The organism is Candidatus Micrarchaeia archaeon, assembly GCA_041650355.1.
Lineage (GTDB): Archaea > Micrarchaeota > Micrarchaeia > Anstonellales > Bilamarchaeaceae > JAHJBR01.
In genome coordinates this window covers 1-14,520 of record JBAZLI010000016.1, presented here as the reverse complement: position 1 = coordinate 14,520, position 14,520 = coordinate 1, and the positions used below count along the sequence as shown (strand labels likewise).

Sequence of the window (14,520 nt, the reverse complement as noted above, 5' to 3'; positions counted from 1 at the left end):
CAAAGATGGGCGCGAGGATTGCAAAAACCAGGGCAATCACCATCACTATTGCGCCGCCCCCTCCATGCCCCCGTTCCTCCCTTCCCCTTCCGAAGCCGCCGAAGAACCCGAGCCTCCACGTAATGTCTCCGAGTATCGCTATGGCGCCCAGCATAACCACCGCAAGCGTGGCAAATCGTATATCATAATTCCCTATGTGGGAAATCTCGTGCGCCGCAACCCCTTCAAGCTCCTCCCTGCTCATGGTGTTGAGCAATCCGCGCGTAAATACGATATGACTGTTCTTTGGGTCCATGCCCGTAGCGAAGGCGTTCATTCCCTTGTCTTCAATAATCCAGATGCGCGGTTTCGGGATTCCTGCCGCGAGCGCAAGCCCTTCAACCACATTCTGCAGGAAAGGTTCATCTTTCTCGGAAAGCTCCCGCGCCCCGCTTATGCTCAGTACGGTGCTCGCGCCAGCGCCGTAGGCGAAGAAGATGTATATCGCGGTAAGGAGTAACGCGAGTATGAATCCGGAATCGCCAAGCCCGAACAGGATGCCCACAGCGCTCACGGCCATGAGAAGCAGCCCTCCCATTACAAGCATAAGTAAGACTGAGTTGCGCTTGTTCGCGTCAATGGCGTCAAATATGTTCACTTTGTCCATGCGTTACACCGCCCGAGTTGCACAGCTGGCGTTGCTAAAATAAAAAAAGCCGAAAGAAAAAATCAGAACTGGACCTTCACTGCCTCCCGCGCGCCCGTCTCTGCCTGGAAGAACTGCACGTCCTTGAATCCAAGCATGCCCGAGATGAGGTTGTTCGGGAACACCTTTATCGCAGTGTTGTACTCCATCACAGTGTCGTTGTAGGCCATGCGCACGTAGGAAATCTTGTTCTCGGTGCCAGCCAGCTCGTCCTGCAATGCCTTGAAGTTCTCGTTGGCCTTGAGCTGCGGGTAGTTTTCAGCAACGGCGAACAGGGACTTGAGCGCGCCGCTCAGCATGTCGTTGGCTTTGGAACGCTCCGCGGGGGTGCCCGTGATTATTTGGGCCCTGAGCTTGGTCACTTCCTCTAAGGTGCCCTTTTCGTGCTTTGCGTATCCCTTCACTGTTTCCACGAGGTTGGGAATGAGGTCGTAGCGCCTCTTGAGCTGCACGTCTATCTGCGCCCAGGCGTTGTCTATGCGGACCTTCAATTGAATAAGGCGGTTATAGAGGAGTATCACTATGAGGGCCAAAACGAGCAGGACGCCCGCGAAGGCAAGAATCACCACTACAAGACCACCTGCAACAAGACTAGCCATTCAAATCACCTGAAACGTTTGTTTATTAGTTTAAGTTTAGGGGGCATAAACTTAAAAGTCTAATTTAAAAAAGTTTGTTGACAACTTTATACGCAGCTAAAAATTCTCATTAGGTGATTTTCTGGGAGACAAGCCGAGGAAGTGGAAGAAGAAGGGCAAGATGAGATGGAAGTGGGTCAAGAAGAAGAGGAAGAGGCTCAAGAGAAGGATAAAGAGGAGGGTAGGGGAGCTCTGAGCTCACATTTCTTTCACTATTTTTCCATATTCTTTTACCAGCTTTTCAGCTTTTTCTCTTGTTTTAGCCTCTGCAAATATCCTTATGTAATCCTCGGTTCCTGAGGCGCGCACTATCACCCAGGAGTCCTCGAAATCCATCCTGACTCCGTCCAGTTTGTTCACTTTCCCTTTGGTGGATTTGGACAGTCTTTCAATTGCTTCAAGCTTCTTTTCTTTTGAGAATTGGATTTTCGTCTTCGCGTTGAAGTACTGGGGCAGTTCTGCAGTCCAGGATGAAAGAGGTTTCTCGGCCATGAGCTCCATTAGTTTTACTGCGGTCGCAGGGCCGTCTTTTGCAAGGGAGATTTCGCGCCATATTACCCCCCCGACTTCCTCGCCTGCAATCGCGACGTCATTTTCTGTCATGGCTTCGGATAGGTACGGGGCGCCCACCCGCGTGTAAATGGTTTTCGCACCGTATTTTCTAGCGACGTCCTCGGCGGCCCTGCTCGTTGCAACTGTGGTTGCGATGGATTTTCCGCCTTCTTTCCTAAGTTTGAGCAGGACGCTCAGAGCGAAAATCTTGTCCCCGACGATGAAATTCCCTTTTTCATCGATTGCGATGAACCGGTCGGCGTCGCCGTCCCAGGCGAAGCCGCCGTCGTATCCGCCCTGCTTCACTAAATTCATGAGGTTTTGCACGTTTTCCTCAGAAGGCTCCGAGGGACGCCCGGGGAATTTCCCGTCGATGTGGGAATTGATCGCAGTTATTTTCGCGAGCCTTTTGAACATGTCGGCGTAAAGGGCGCTCGTGCCGTTCCCGAAATCCAAAACCAGCTTCAGGTTCGCTTTTCTTATTTTCCTCAAATCCACTGAATTTTCAATCGCTTTCGCGTGCTCTTCTGTTGAGTAGGGGATGGAGCGCATCGGCTTGACTTCATCCCATTTCGCAAGGGCCGGCTTATCCATCAGCTTCTCTATTTCTGAGCCGCGCTCGCGGGAAACAGTTATGCCGTTTTTGTCCACGAACTTGAGCGCGTTCCAGTCAGGCGGGTTGTGGGACGCGGTCACTATTATGAGCCCGTTTCCTTTTTCCTTTTTCAGCATGAATTCCGCTCCAGGAGCCGAGCATAGCCCCAAGTCGAGCACCTCGCAGCCAACGCTTGCAAGGCCGCTTTTCACTGCGGAAAGCAGGCACTCGCCGGTGAGGCGCATGTCGCGGGCCACGAGAATCTTTCCTTTCCCGCGCCAGAGCCCGAACGCCTGGGAAAGCCTGAGCGCGAGCTCAGGGGTGAGTTCTGTGAATACGCCCCTTACGCCGTTTGTGCCGAAATATTTGCTCATGCAATCACGCCCTCAAAAGTAGTAACACGGGGTGATTAAAAAGGCTTTTACGGCAATGTAACTATAGTTACATTTGTCTTAGGGCGAATGAAAGGCTACGATGACAGTAGGATTATTAATTGGGCTGAAGTAAATTGAGTAGCTTCGAATGAAAAGCAAACGTATATATTGTTTCAAGTGCAGATAATATGTGGGTGAGGATATGAGTCCGCAAGCGCAAAAAGAAAGGCTTGAAATAGTACCTATAGCTGAAGACGCCCTTAAAGCGCAGAAACCAGCCCAAAAGCCGCAATCAGATTTGAACATCACGCCGCACCTCACCAAAAGCGCTGAAAAAGGATACAACAGGGACGCGCAGATGTTCATCGCTGTCCTGAGCATGACCAGCCCGCTTATGTCAAGCGCGCTGAGCCATTTCAAATTGAATGAAAATGAAGTGATAGCCGCCGCAGTTGTGAAGAAAGCGCGCGAACTGGGAACTTTATGAGGGAATTTTATGGCTAAGGAATTTGACCTTAAGGGAACGATGTTCGAAAACGCGAAATTCGTAAGGGCTGTGCAGCACGTTACAAGCGGCAAAAAAAGCGAGGAGAACCTGGTTTACAGCATGGAAGTTGAACTGAACAAAGTGCCTCTGATAGTTACGCTGAGGGTGGGCCAGGATTTCACAGAACTCACCGTCGTTGACAAGAAGACGGGCAAGTTGCTCGAGTATATTGCAGAGCAGAACGGAAAAATGGAATTCGTGAAATCGCACAACATGAGCGCCGAACAGATAAAGAAGCTGCTCTCACCTAGAAAAGAGGCGTAATTTTCAGAAAAGGCCCAGGAATTCCATCAGGAAGAGCAGTGCGGTTATGTACATCCCGGGATGCACCTCCTTCATTTTGAACGTGAATATTTTGAGCGCGACGTAGGCTATGGACGCGATTCCTATCCCGTAAGTGATTGAAAAGGTCATAGGAATGGCGGCGAGGCAGAGCAAAGCCGGCAAACTCTCGCTGTAATCCTTCATGTTTATGTTCTTCATTCCGCCGAACATGAGCAGGCCCACTATTATCAGCACCGGGGCCGACGCCTCCATGGGCACGAGCTTCACGAGCGGGAACAGGAATAGGGAGAGCAGGAAGAAGAGTGCGACGAATATCGAAACCAAGCCGGTTTTACCTCCGGCATCCTGCGCTGCAGCGCTCTCCACGTAAACCGCCTGGGGCGAGGTGCCGAGCACTCCGCCAACTATGGTTGCCAGAGAATCGCTCACCATTATTTTCTCCATGTCCACCGGCTTGATTTTCTTCCCGCCTTTCGCCGAGCGGGTGAGGAGCGCGGTTGAGGTTCCTATGGTGTCGAAAAACGCGACCATGAAGAGCGCGAGGACCGGGCCGAGCATGCTCAGGCTCGTCAGGCCGGCTATGTCGAACTTGAATGCGACCGCGCCGAGGTTGTGCGGAAGCCCGAGAAATTCGAGTGCAGGCTGGGTTCCAGTCAGGTAGCGCACTATGACTGCCAGCAGGGTGGTCGCGAGTATCCCCAGGAGGAATGCGCCGCGCACGTTGCGCAAAAAGAGCACGCATGTTATTATCAGCCCGAATACCGCGAGGAGCGCCTCCGGGGCGAGTATGTTGCCAAGGCCCACTATGGTGAACTGGGAAGGGACCACGAGCTGGGCGCGCATGAGGCCTACGAACACGAGGAGGAGCCCGACTCCGCCCAGAATGCCTTTCTTTATCCCTGACGGGATGGCCTGGGAAAACCACAGGCGCACGCTTGTGAGCGAAAGCGCGAGCAGAATAACTCCTGAAAAGATAACTGCGGCCGCGCCTATCTGCCAGCTTATCCCGTAGGTCCTTACCAGCGTGTAGGTGAAGAAGATGTTCAGCGTCATTCCAGGGGCAATCACGTAGGGCTTGTTGGCGATGAAACCGACCAGGAGCGTCCCGATTGCGGCTGCGAGCGCTGTCGCGAAGAACGCCCCTTCCAGGTCCATGCCTGCGTCGCCCATTATGCTGGGGTTCACGAAAAGTATGTAAGAGGAAGCCAGGAAAACGGTGAGCGCGGCTATGAATTCGCTCTTGATGTCCGCATTCCCGAAACCGAAACCCATGAACGTTCACTCAGATGTCGAAGAGCACCTGGATTCTCCAGGAGCTTTTTTCATTCTTCACTTCGAGCATATGAAAGGTGACTGCTTTTATTATGTTTTTAAGCGTTTTGTATTCCCCCAGGACCTGGACGCGCATTTTGCCGCCGCGGTATTCAAGGACCTTCATCCTGCACGGGAGGAAGTTCTCGGATTCGCACCGTGCAAGTATTTCCGAAAGAAGGAACACCACTAAATCGTCTTTGCGCTCCCTTTCCGTCGAGATTTCGATGCTCTCCTTCGGCCTGGACTTGCCCATCAGGGAGAACATGCCCTGCGCGGTTTCCTCGAGCGCCTTTTCGAAAGTCGGGCCTTCGGCTATTATCCCGACATCGGCGGTGTGCTCGAGGATTTTGAATGCCATGCTCAATCCCCGAATTCTGCCGAGACCAGCTCGGGCTTCCCTGCTTTCTCAATCCTTTCAATCTCGAGCTTCGCGATTTTCATCACGCCTTTTATGTCGTCCTCGAAGCCGGCCATGTCCGGGCTCCGTATTCTAACCAGGGAAAGCGGGGAGTTCATGGATTTCTTGTTCGAGGCCTTGTGCTGCCTGAGCAGCTTCACCATCTCGTTCGCGGCAGCCGCCTTTTCAACTGCTTCTGAATCCACAGGGCCTGCGGAGGGCCATCCGGAAAGGTGGATGCTCTTCTTGTCGAAAAGCTCGGACCAGATTTCCTCGCTTATGTGCGGGGAGATGGGCGCGATTAGCTTCAGCGTGTTCATGAGCACGTAGCGCATGGCGTGCTGGGCCGCCTTTTTCCCTTCTTCGCCGTGCGTCTGCGAATCGTAAATCCTGTGCTTCACGTATTCTAAATAGTTGTCGCAGAAGTCGTGCCAGTAGAAATCGTGGAGCTTGTTCATCGCGTAGTGGAATTCATAGGATTCCATGTGCGCGGTGAAGTCCTTTATCGTCTCGTTCATGCGCGAAGTTACCCACCTGTCCACGAGGCGGGGCTGGCCTTCACCTCCTTCGTAGCCCTCGAGCCCGATTTCAACCAGCTTCGCTGAATTCCAGAGCTTGTTGAGGAAGCTTTTCGCGTAGCGTATGTCCTCGTATGAAAAGGGCCTGTCCTTGGCCATCGCTCCTGAAAGCGCGGCCCACTGCCTTATCGAATCTGCGTTGAACTCAGTAAGGAGAGTTTGGGGGCTGATTACGTTCCCGAGGCTCTTGCTCATCTTCTTCCCGTCAGGAGCGAGCACGTTCCCGTTGAGCAGGATGGTCTTGAAGGGCGGGATTCCTGTGAGGGTTCCGCTCCTGTATATCGTGTAGAAAGCCCAGGTGCGCACTATTTCCACCCCTTGGGGCCTCAGCGAGGCAGGGTATAACCCTTCCATTTTCTTCTCGTCGGGCCAGCCGGCTATTATGAGCGGGGTTATGCTCGAGTCCACCCAGCAATCAGCTGTGCTGGTTTCTGGGGCCATTTCCGCGCCGCAGGAGCATTTCCTTTTCTGCGCCTTTTCAGGGTAGAACGGAAGCTCGGTTTCCTGCGCGGCTTCGGTTTTCCTGCAATCAGGGCAATAGTAAAACGGAAGCGGGGTGCCGAAAATCCTCTGCCTGGAAATCACCCAGTCCCAGTCCACGTTGTCCACCCAGTCCGTGAGATAAGTTATGCCGAAGGAAGGGACCCATTCGATTTTGGATGCGAAATCCTTTATGCGCGGGGCGGCCTTCTTTATCGCGGCGAACCACTGCAGGCTGGAGATGAACTCGACGGGGGTTTTGCACCTGTCGTGCACCTTCACCACCTGGGGCTTCTTCTCCTGCTTCACCAGGGAGCCTTGGGTTTTGAGTTTCTCCAATATTTTGGCGCGTGCGGCTTCCACTTTCAGTCCGTTGAGCTCGGCGGCGTTCTCGAATTTCCCGTACTTGTTTATGAGGTTCTTGAATGGAAGCTTGTACCTGTGCGCCCACACCACGTCCATCTTGTCCCCGAACGTGCACACCATCATCAGCCCGGTGCCGAAATCCCTTTCCACGTCCTTGTCCGCGAACATGGGCACTTCATCTCCGAGCGGGGTTTTCGCCTTTTTCCCTGCGAGATGAGTGTAGCGCGCGTCCTCTGGGTTGAAAAGGAGCGCTACGCAGGCCGGGATTAGCTCTGGGCGCGTGGTAGCTATCTGGAGCGCTTCCCCTGCAGGCCCTGTGAAATTTACGTAATTGAACTGCGTCTCGCGTTCCAACTCCTCGGTTTCGGCTTTCGCGATTGCGCTCACGCAGCTCGGGCACCAGTGCACCGGGTACTCGGCCATGTACACTTCGCCTTGCACGTACATCTTTATCAGGGAAAGCTGCACCTTTTTGTGGTATTCTGGCTCCATCGTCCTGTACTCGTATTTCCAGTCAGGGGAGAATCCCATGGAGACCATCTGGGACTTCATCCTTGCTATGAATTCGTATGTCCATTCCACGCACTTCTGCCTGAATTCAGTCGGAGGGAGCTTTCCGTACTTCTTTTCCACTTTCGTTTCGGTAGGGAAGCCCTGGGTGTCCCATCCCTGCGGGTAGAACACGCTGAAGCCGCGCATGCGCTTGTATCTCGCTACGAAATCGAAGAACGAGTAGGAAAGCACGTGGCCCATGTGAAGCTCGCCGGAAGTGAACGGGGGCGGGCTGTCTATGGAGTATATGGGTTTGCCGCCTTCAGCGCTGAACGCGTAGGTTTTTTCCTCTTCCCATCTCTTCTGCCATTTCTGCTCCATTTCCGTTGAATAGTTCTTTGCAAGCGTGTAAACCACCTTTTGAAGGACTGAATTCATATAACATACTAGCTACGAAGGTTAAGATTAAAACGTTCCTTTTTGCGTTCATGCTGGGCGTGGAGATCGGTCGCGAAGGGACTGCTGGGAATGTTCTGGGGATTTTTCTTTCGCATCGGGGTCGCAACGCAGGAACAGGAATCTTAGGCGGTCGCGCCCTTCTTTGTCCAGCCGGATTATCACCAATCCGAGAATGAGCCCTGCGGAATGCTCCGCGTCCTTTATCAGCGTCACCGGGGAAAGGATGACGCCCCTGAATCTTGAGATGTTGATGCACATGCCGGCTGCGAAACCGTGCAGCAATTCGCCCGCCCGCGCATAAAGCGAGAAGACCGCGCCTTTCACTGTTTTATCCACCAGATTGAAAGCGCCTATCGCTAGCCCGAACTGGCTGGCTGCCGAGTTCCATAGGCCGGAAACTGTGCATCCTTCCTGCGTGTCAAAGCATTCGTTGAACAGAAAACCGAGGTTTAATCCGGATTGATTTCCCTGCACGGCGTTCCCGAGCGCCCCGAAATTCAGGCCGGACTGGTCCTTGGAAACCACATTGAGGAGACTCAGCTTCGCACCGCGCTGGCCGCCTCCAATGCTGTTGATAGGGGAGAGGTTGAGCGTGGCGTGTTGGTCTCCATCTACTAGGGTAAACGGCGAGAGGTTGAGAAGCACGCGTTGGGTTCCGGGAACAAATGTGCCCACCAGCCGGACGTTCGCTTTTTGTTTCTGGTCGGCAGGCACACTTTTGAAAAAGAGGGCTGGCACAGACTGCAAAAAGAATTTCCCGAAAATATTCTTCGGGCGGTGATTCATCTCCTTATAACTGCCATTTAGCGTTTTTGGCCCGTCGGACCTTGAAGAAAAAGTGTGCATGTGCACCGTATGTAATGGTAATGCATGAAAATTTATAAACACACGCTAAAACATAAAGATAGACAACTTAACCCAATTCAACTATCTTTTTCACTTCCTGAACGAAAATCTCGGCTTCGGACTTGGTGTTGTACACGTAGAACGAGGCGCGCACCGCGCCGTCGCAGGCCCCCAGGAAGTCCATTCCGGGCTGGGCGCAGAAAACTCCTGCGCGCACTGCAATTTTTTTCATTTTATCAAGCATCAGAGCTGTTTGGTGCGGAGTGACGTTGCGCACGTTGAACGTGAATATTCCGGTGCGCTTTTCAGCGTCTTTCGGGCCGTAAACCTTCAGGTTTTTCACCTCTGAAAGGCCGTCCAGGGCTATTTTTCCAAGTTCGCGCTCGTGCTTCTCCACGTTGTGGATTCCGAGGCGCTTCAGGTATTCCGCGGCCTCGCCCAGCCCTATCATGCCGTCGTAGTGCTGGATTCCTGCCTCGAACTTGCGCGGGGGCTTTGCCCAGATTATGGAATTGAGCTTCACTTCCTCTATCGTGTCTCCGCCCACTAGGAACGGGGGCATGCGCTCAAGAAGTTCGCTCTTGGCGACTAGAGCGCCGATTCCTGTTGGGCCGAGCATCTTGTGCCCGGAAAAAGCCATGTAGTCAGCGTCCATCTTCTGGAAATTTATTTCCGAGTGGGGAACGCCCTGGGCCGCGTCCACAAGAATCTGGGCGCCGTTGTCGTGCGCTATTTTCGCGATTTCAGATACAGGGTTCTTCGTGCCTAGAGTGTTGTTCGTGTGGTGGACTGCAACTAAGGCAGTGTTTCTGTCTATCAGCTCGTTGTATTGCGAAGCGTCGAAAGTGCCGTCCGGAAGCGGCTTCGCGTGCACCATCTCTATTTCCCTGTTGAGCATCTTCACCTCGAAGGGGAGCATGGAGGCGTGGTGCTCCAGGATGGTCCCTACCACTTTCTTCCTTTTGGAGAAATCAAATGTTTTTGCAACGAGGTTTATGGCTTCGGTGCAGTTCTTCGTGTAAACCACGTTGTCGGGCCTGGCGCCCACGAACGCGGCTATCCTTGCACGGCCTTCGTCCAGCTTTTCGGCTACGAGCCTGGAAAGCATGTGCGCGCTCCTGCCTGCGCAGCCGCCGTATTCCTCGTAATAGGCCATCATGGACCTGATTACTGGTTTGGGCTTGAGCGTGGTGCACGCGTTGTCCAGGTATATGAGGTCCTTGTACCTTTGGAGTATGGGAAAATCCTCGCGTATCTTTTCGTTCAGCATAAAAACCACTTGGCTGGCTTCAGTTCTTTATTCCTGTTCCTATTTCTTTAATTCCTCCTCTATCGCGCTTCTCAAATCCTCGTAAGTGACCGCACCCACGAACCTTTTCGGGCCTATGAAGAAGGTGGGGGTTCCGTATATCCCTATCTCCTTCCCTTCCTGCACGAATTGGTCGGTCCTGTTCTGGTACTTGGCGCTCGAGAAGCAGGATGAGAATGCGCTCATGTTGAGGCCGCTCGAATCCGCGACGCTGATTATGCTCTGGTTCCCCTTGCTTCTCCATTCGCTCTGGAACGCAAACAGGTTTTTCCTGAAGAGCATGTATTGCTGGGTTCCCTGCTCGTAGGCGCACCACGAGGCGAGGCTGGCTTCGCTGCTGTACGGGTGGTCGGGGAGCGGGAAGGGCTTGAATATGAATTCCACGCGGTTCCCGTATTCCGAGTAGAGCTTCTGCACCACCGGCTCTGCCTGCGCTGTGTAGGGGCAGGAATAGCACCCGAACTCGTAAACCACGAGCTTGTAGTTGGCGTTCCCGAACGTCTGGCCCTCTATGTTCTTCGGAGGGTCCAGCTCGCCGGGCTTGCCCACTATGGCTCCGCCCGTGAGGTCCTTGAGGACGCAGAAGCCGCCCTCCTGGCCGTTGCAATTCCCGTAGACGAAGAAGTTGTATAAACTAATCGTGGAATACACGCTGCTTGCGAGCATGAGGATGATGAATAGCGAGGAGAGGAGCTCGAAATGCCTGTTCACCGCCTTTGCTGCAGGGGCCGAGATGGGCAGGATTTTGGAAACTAGTTCAGCCTTTATCTTTTCGTCCAGACCGGAATCGCACTTGCGCAGCTGGACCGTGTTTATGAAGCAGTGGAACGCTTCTGCCGCGTACTTGCGGTATTTTGCCGAGAAGATTCCCATTATGGAGAATGCCAGCAGGGCGATTATGCATACTATTGCCATATAATCTCTTGATTGTTCGCTCGCGATATTTTAAGCTTTTTGGGTTTTGCCGGGATTAATCGGAAAACGGGTGGTTTTTAAACATTTTCAACCATATTTTACCATAGATGAAGGGGTAAAAATGGGCAAAATAGTTTACAATTCACTAGATATTGCCGGAGTGCGCGGCAACAAGACAGCTGTGCTTCCAGGGGGCCCCTTAACCTTCGTAGACACGTGGCAGACGGCAGGTTTTAAGAGGTGCAAACTGCCTGACATTACTGAGCTTTTGAGGCGGCATAGGGCGGGCGAATTCAACAAGATGATGGAACGTCAGCTGTACTTGAGAAGCGGCACACTCGTGGTGTATGGAGCCCCAGGAGAACCTTTTGGTGAGAAGATAGTGCAGGTCGAAACTGCCGCGCGTATTGGAACCTGCGTGGCTAAATCTAAGGAAACTCACAAGTTCACTTTTGATATAGGGGCCATAAAACATCCTAACGGCACGGATTTGAGGAGAGTGAGGAACTGCGCATTCGTGATGAACCCTGATGATTACCAGGTGGAAAAAACCGGAACGAACGAAGCCAAAATAATACCGTTAAGATTTGTGCTTATACCATTTCCTGAGCACAATGGATGGTGCCTGCCGGCAGAACCTGAGTTGTGGATTCCGTCCGTGCCCGGGAATAAAAATGACCCCAGGTTTATGAGACAGGCTCTTTACGCAAGAAGGAAAGATGAACCGGCAATCGCACTGGCTACCTGTGGCGGCTTGGATGACTTTTTATTTAAATATGTGACCATGCGGCTTAACGTAGGGGGAAAAACTGTGGAAACGGTAATGGAAATTGGCAATGGACGCGTGGTGGTGATGGAAGAGAAGCTTTCTGACTTGGTAATGCCGCTTGTGGAATGCAAGGATGAGGAACCTAAGAAAGGGAGAACGATAATCACCGTCCCGGATATAACTAAAAACGACCTGGTTACGTCCCTGGGGCTTCTAATTGAAAGACTGCAGCGCACGCTTAAAATTAATGGAGAGGTTTCCACCCTTATGGATGTTGTGTATGCGTGCGGGGCTAGCGAGGAAATTGGCCATATAATAGGACACACGCATATACGGGAGGATGAAAAGGAAATTGACCCAACAGTGCTCAAGGATTTTATTGAGATGCTGGAAAGATGGGATGCGGAAGAAAGTAAAACGAATGCGGGAGAGAAGGCAAATGGAAAAGAGATGAAAGTTGAGATTACGGTGCCCGGGTTTTTTGCTAAGAATGCAACGGATTTCCTCCTGGCTTTTTTTAGGAATCTCAGAGAAATTGGGAAGCCAGAGGGGAAGACGCGCGAGGAAATTCGTGCGCTGGCTATGCTGGTGTTAATGGAAGCCGAGGAACTGCTGGGGATAGTCAAGGAGCGTGGCGAAGAGAACCAGGACTGTTGATTTAGGGGAAGCGCGAACGTTTATATTTCTTATTTGAGATTGTTTTCTAACTGCTTTTCAGTGGGTGGACTTATGCTGAAAAATGCCGACTCGGAGATTTACGACGCGATGCAGAAGGAATTGCGCAGGCAGATGTACGGGCTGGAGATGATTCCTTCTGAAAATTACGTCTCCAAGGAAGTCATGGAAGCGCTGGGCTCGTGGCTCACCAACAAATACTCGGAGGGCTATCCGGGGAAAAGGTATTACGGCGGGAACGAATTCATAGATATTATTGAGACGATTGCTATAGAAAGGGCGAAGAAGCTGTTCAATGCCGAGCACGCGAACGTACAACCGTACTCGGGCTCCCCTGCGAACCAGGCTGTGTACATGGCCATGGTGCCTGTCGGGGAGAAAGTGATGGGCATGGACCTTGCGCAGGGAGGGCACCTCACGCACGGCTCGCCGGTGAATTTTTCCGGGAAATTTTACAAGATAGTCTCTTACGGGGTGGATAGGGAAACGGAGCTGATTGATTACGATTTGATGCTCAAGAGCGCAAAGATAGAGAAGCCGAAAATGATAATCGTGGGCGCCACTGCGTATCCGCGCGTCTATGATTTCAAGCGCGTGCGAGAAATCTGCGATGAGGTGGGCGCGTACGCGTTTGCGGACATAGCGCATATTGCCGGATTGTGCGCCACAGGGGTGCACGAGAATCCTGTCCCGTATTTTGATGTGGTGAGCACTACCACGCATAAAACCCTCAGGGGACCGCGCGGGGCGATGATAATGTGCAAAATCCAGCATGCGCAGGCGATAGACAAGGCTGTTTTTCCTGGATTGCAGGGAGGGCCGCACAACCACACCACTGCGGCGATTGCGGTTTCGCTCAAAGAGGCTTCCCAGCCCGCATTCAAAGAATATGCGCAGCAGATTGTGAAGAACGCTAAGGCGTTGGCTGAGGCGCTCATGGGCCACGGGTTCAGGCTTGTTTCAGGGGGAACGGACAACCACCTTATCCTGATTGACCTGAGGAACAAGGACATAGTCGGGAAGGAGGCGCAGGTGCTCCTGGATTCTGTCGGGATAACCACCAACAAGAACATGATTCCATACGACCCCAGGAAACCGTTCGACCCGTCTGGACTGAGGATTGGGACTCCGGCGCTCACCTCGCGCGGGATGAAGGAGAGCGAGATGAAGGAAATCGCTTCATATATGGACCGGGCGATAAAAGGCAGGAATGACGAGGAAGCGAAGAAGAAAATAAAGATGGAAATCGAGGAGCTGTGCAGGAATTTCATCATCTACTGATTTTCAGGCGTATCTTGCCCTTTTCTTTATTTCTTCAACTCTTTCCACGATTTTTTCGTATTCTTTAGAAGTTTTTTTGTAGCCCGAAAGGAAATGCTTCCCTTTTTCAGCATTTATGGATTTGAGCATGGTGAGCACGTCTATCGCCTTGTCTTCTATATCCGAGGAGGAAAATCCCAGGCCGAAATCTATCACGCAAATTTTTCCCTTGGATTCCAGCAGGTTCGCGGGCGTGAAATCCCCGTGGATTATGCCGAAGTTGTGCAATTTTGCAAGAATTGAGCCGGATTGGATGCACCCCCTTGCATTCATCTTTGGCCTTCTTCCCTTCAATTTTGTCATTCCTATCGCGAATTCGTCCACGAAAAGAACGACCGGGCATTCCACTCCCGCAAGCTTGGCTTTGTGGAGCAGTTTGGCTTCCTGGCGTGTGCGCTCCTTTCTCAGCTTCTGATCCAGTTCGCGGATGCGGTAGGGCTTGGGGATGCGTTCTTTCACCACTATTTCACGGGCAAGCATCCGGCCGTTTTTCACTATCGCTTCTGCTCCACGCATATAGGCACCTAAATGATGAATAAGAGGGCGAACATTGCTGCGAACGCGCCCCAGACGAAAATGTTCCAGTCGAGTATCTTGCTCCCGTCCAGCGGGTATACGGGAACCATGTTGAACATTCCGAGCCACACGTTTATCTTGGAGGCGAAATACCATATGTTCATGCTCCCGAACGAGAGAGGAATCAGGAGCGCGAGGGCGAGGAAAATTACTGAAAGTATCAGGTTGACTAATGGGCCTGCGAGCGAGATGAGCCCGTTCTGCTTCCGCGTAATCCTGGGAGCGTAGATGTAAACCGCTCCGGGAGCAGCGAAAACCACTCCAAGGAAGGTCGCGAGAACAAGGGCCAGGATGAGGCCCTGCGCCCACATCTTGAACTCCGCGTATCCGCCGAATTTCATCGCAACG

The 14,520-nt window shown here is 52.5% G+C and carries 15 protein-coding genes; 4 read left to right on the top strand and 11 right to left on the bottom strand.

Going from position 1 to position 14,520, the window contains the following annotated elements; translation table 11 throughout:
* The 3 genes from WC488_01995 to glmM all read right to left on the bottom strand — a co-directional run.
* A partial coding sequence (locus WC488_01995; protein ID MFA5077175.1) for a M48 family metalloprotease occupies positions 1 to 646 on the bottom strand: 646 nt, incomplete at its 3' end.
* Between the two features lie 62 nt (positions 647 to 708).
* Complete coding sequence (locus WC488_01990) at positions 709 to 1,284, bottom strand: LemA family protein (GenBank protein MFA5077174.1); 576 nt, start codon at positions 1,282 to 1,284, stop codon at positions 709 to 711.
* A 237-nt stretch (positions 1,285 to 1,521) separates the two neighbouring features.
* The gene (glmM, locus tag WC488_01985; GenBank protein ID MFA5077173.1) at positions 1,522 to 2,844 is read right to left on the bottom strand and encodes a phosphoglucosamine mutase; all 1,323 of its coding nucleotides are present in this window, start codon (positions 2,842 to 2,844) and stop codon (positions 1,522 to 1,524) included.
* A 202-nt stretch (positions 2,845 to 3,046) separates the two neighbouring features.
* On the opposite strand from glmM, the gene WC488_01980 reads away from it, so the two are divergent.
* Positions 3,047 to 3,331 (top strand): hypothetical protein, encoded by a 285-nt coding sequence (locus tag WC488_01980; GenBank protein MFA5077172.1) that lies wholly within the window; start codon positions 3,047 to 3,049, stop codon positions 3,329 to 3,331.
* Positions 3,332 to 3,340: 9 nt separating this feature from the next.
* Complete coding sequence (locus WC488_01975; GenBank protein MFA5077171.1) at positions 3,341 to 3,655, top strand: hypothetical protein; 315 nt, start codon at positions 3,341 to 3,343, stop codon at positions 3,653 to 3,655.
* 3 nt (positions 3,656 to 3,658) lie between these two features.
* Here the strand turns inward: WC488_01975 and WC488_01970 are convergent, their stop codons facing one another.
* The 6 genes from WC488_01970 to WC488_01945 form a co-directional block, all read right to left on the bottom strand.
* Complete coding sequence (locus WC488_01970; GenBank protein ID MFA5077170.1) at positions 3,659 to 4,948, bottom strand: NCS2 family permease; 1,290 nt, start codon at positions 4,946 to 4,948, stop codon at positions 3,659 to 3,661.
* Between the two features lie 10 nt (positions 4,949 to 4,958).
* A complete protein-coding gene (locus tag WC488_01965; protein MFA5077169.1) occupies positions 4,959 to 5,348 on the bottom strand; it encodes an archease in 390 nt (129 codons plus the stop codon).
* Positions 5,349 to 5,350: 2 nt separating this feature from the next.
* A complete protein-coding gene (locus WC488_01960; protein ID MFA5077168.1) occupies positions 5,351 to 7,741 on the bottom strand; it encodes a valine--tRNA ligase in 2,391 nt (796 codons plus the stop codon).
* Between the two features lie 48 nt (positions 7,742 to 7,789).
* Complete coding sequence (locus tag WC488_01955) at positions 7,790 to 8,476, bottom strand: hypothetical protein (GenBank protein MFA5077167.1); 687 nt, start codon at positions 8,474 to 8,476, stop codon at positions 7,790 to 7,792.
* A 199-nt stretch (positions 8,477 to 8,675) separates the two neighbouring features.
* Entirely contained in the window at positions 8,676 to 9,878 is a 1,203-nt protein-coding gene (locus WC488_01950; GenBank protein ID MFA5077166.1) for an aminotransferase class V-fold PLP-dependent enzyme, read from the bottom strand.
* Positions 9,879 to 9,917: 39 nt separating this feature from the next.
* Positions 9,918 to 10,832 carry a thioredoxin domain-containing protein gene (locus WC488_01945; GenBank protein ID MFA5077165.1) on the bottom strand — a complete coding sequence of 305 codons (915 nt, stop codon included), beginning with the start codon at positions 10,830 to 10,832 and terminating at the stop codon, positions 9,918 to 9,920.
* 121 nt (positions 10,833 to 10,953) lie between these two features.
* Between WC488_01945 and WC488_01940 the strand changes: the two genes are divergently transcribed.
* Positions 10,954 to 12,258, top strand: a complete 1,305-nt coding sequence (locus WC488_01940; GenBank protein MFA5077164.1) for a hypothetical protein — start codon at positions 10,954 to 10,956, stop codon at positions 12,256 to 12,258.
* A gap of 72 nt (positions 12,259 to 12,330) precedes the next feature.
* On the top strand, positions 12,331 to 13,557 hold the full coding sequence (gene glyA / locus WC488_01935; GenBank protein MFA5077163.1) for a serine hydroxymethyltransferase: 1,227 nt from the start codon (positions 12,331 to 12,333) through the stop codon (positions 13,555 to 13,557).
* Positions 13,558 to 13,560: 3 nt separating this feature from the next.
* Here glyA and WC488_01930 read toward each other — a convergent pair whose 3' ends face one another.
* Both WC488_01930 and WC488_01925 read right to left on the bottom strand, forming a co-directional pair.
* Positions 13,561 to 14,112 (bottom strand): KEOPS complex kinase/ATPase Bud32, encoded by a 552-nt coding sequence (locus tag WC488_01930; GenBank protein MFA5077162.1) that lies wholly within the window; start codon positions 14,110 to 14,112, stop codon positions 13,561 to 13,563.
* Positions 14,113 to 14,120: 8 nt separating this feature from the next.
* The coding region (locus WC488_01925) for a site-2 protease family protein (protein MFA5077161.1) at positions 14,121 to 14,520 on the bottom strand (400 nt) is incomplete at its 5' end.

Excerpts from the sequence above, each read along its gene's own strand:
- WC488_01990 (MFA5077174.1), bottom strand. The coding sequence starts at position 1,284 with ATGGCTAGTCTTGTTGCAGGTGGTCTTGTAGTGGTGATTCTTGCCTTC.
- glmM (MFA5077173.1), bottom strand. The coding sequence starts at position 2,844 with ATGAGCAAATATTTCGGCACAAACGGCGTAAGGGGCGTATTCACAGAA.
- WC488_01980 (MFA5077172.1), top strand. The coding sequence starts at position 3,047 with ATGAGTCCGCAAGCGCAAAAAGAAAGGCTTGAAATAGTACCTATAGCT.
- WC488_01975 (MFA5077171.1), top strand. The coding sequence starts at position 3,341 with ATGGCTAAGGAATTTGACCTTAAGGGAACGATGTTCGAAAACGCGAAA.
- WC488_01970 (MFA5077170.1), bottom strand. The coding sequence starts at position 4,948 with ATGGGTTTCGGTTTCGGGAATGCGGACATCAAGAGCGAATTCATAGCC.
- WC488_01965 (MFA5077169.1), bottom strand. The coding sequence starts at position 5,348 with ATGGCATTCAAAATCCTCGAGCACACCGCCGATGTCGGGATAATAGCC.
- WC488_01960 (MFA5077168.1), bottom strand. The coding sequence starts at position 7,741 with ATGAATTCAGTCCTTCAAAAGGTGGTTTACACGCTTGCAAAGAACTAT.
- WC488_01950 (MFA5077166.1), bottom strand. The coding sequence starts at position 9,878 with ATGCTGAACGAAAAGATACGCGAGGATTTTCCCATACTCCAAAGGTAC.
- WC488_01945 (MFA5077165.1), bottom strand. The coding sequence starts at position 10,832 with ATGGCAATAGTATGCATAATCGCCCTGCTGGCATTCTCCATAATGGGA.
- WC488_01940 (MFA5077164.1), top strand. The coding sequence starts at position 10,954 with ATGGGCAAAATAGTTTACAATTCACTAGATATTGCCGGAGTGCGCGGC.
- glyA (MFA5077163.1), top strand. The coding sequence starts at position 12,331 with ATGCTGAAAAATGCCGACTCGGAGATTTACGACGCGATGCAGAAGGAA.
- WC488_01930 (MFA5077162.1), bottom strand. The coding sequence starts at position 14,112 with ATGCGTGGAGCAGAAGCGATAGTGAAAAACGGCCGGATGCTTGCCCGT.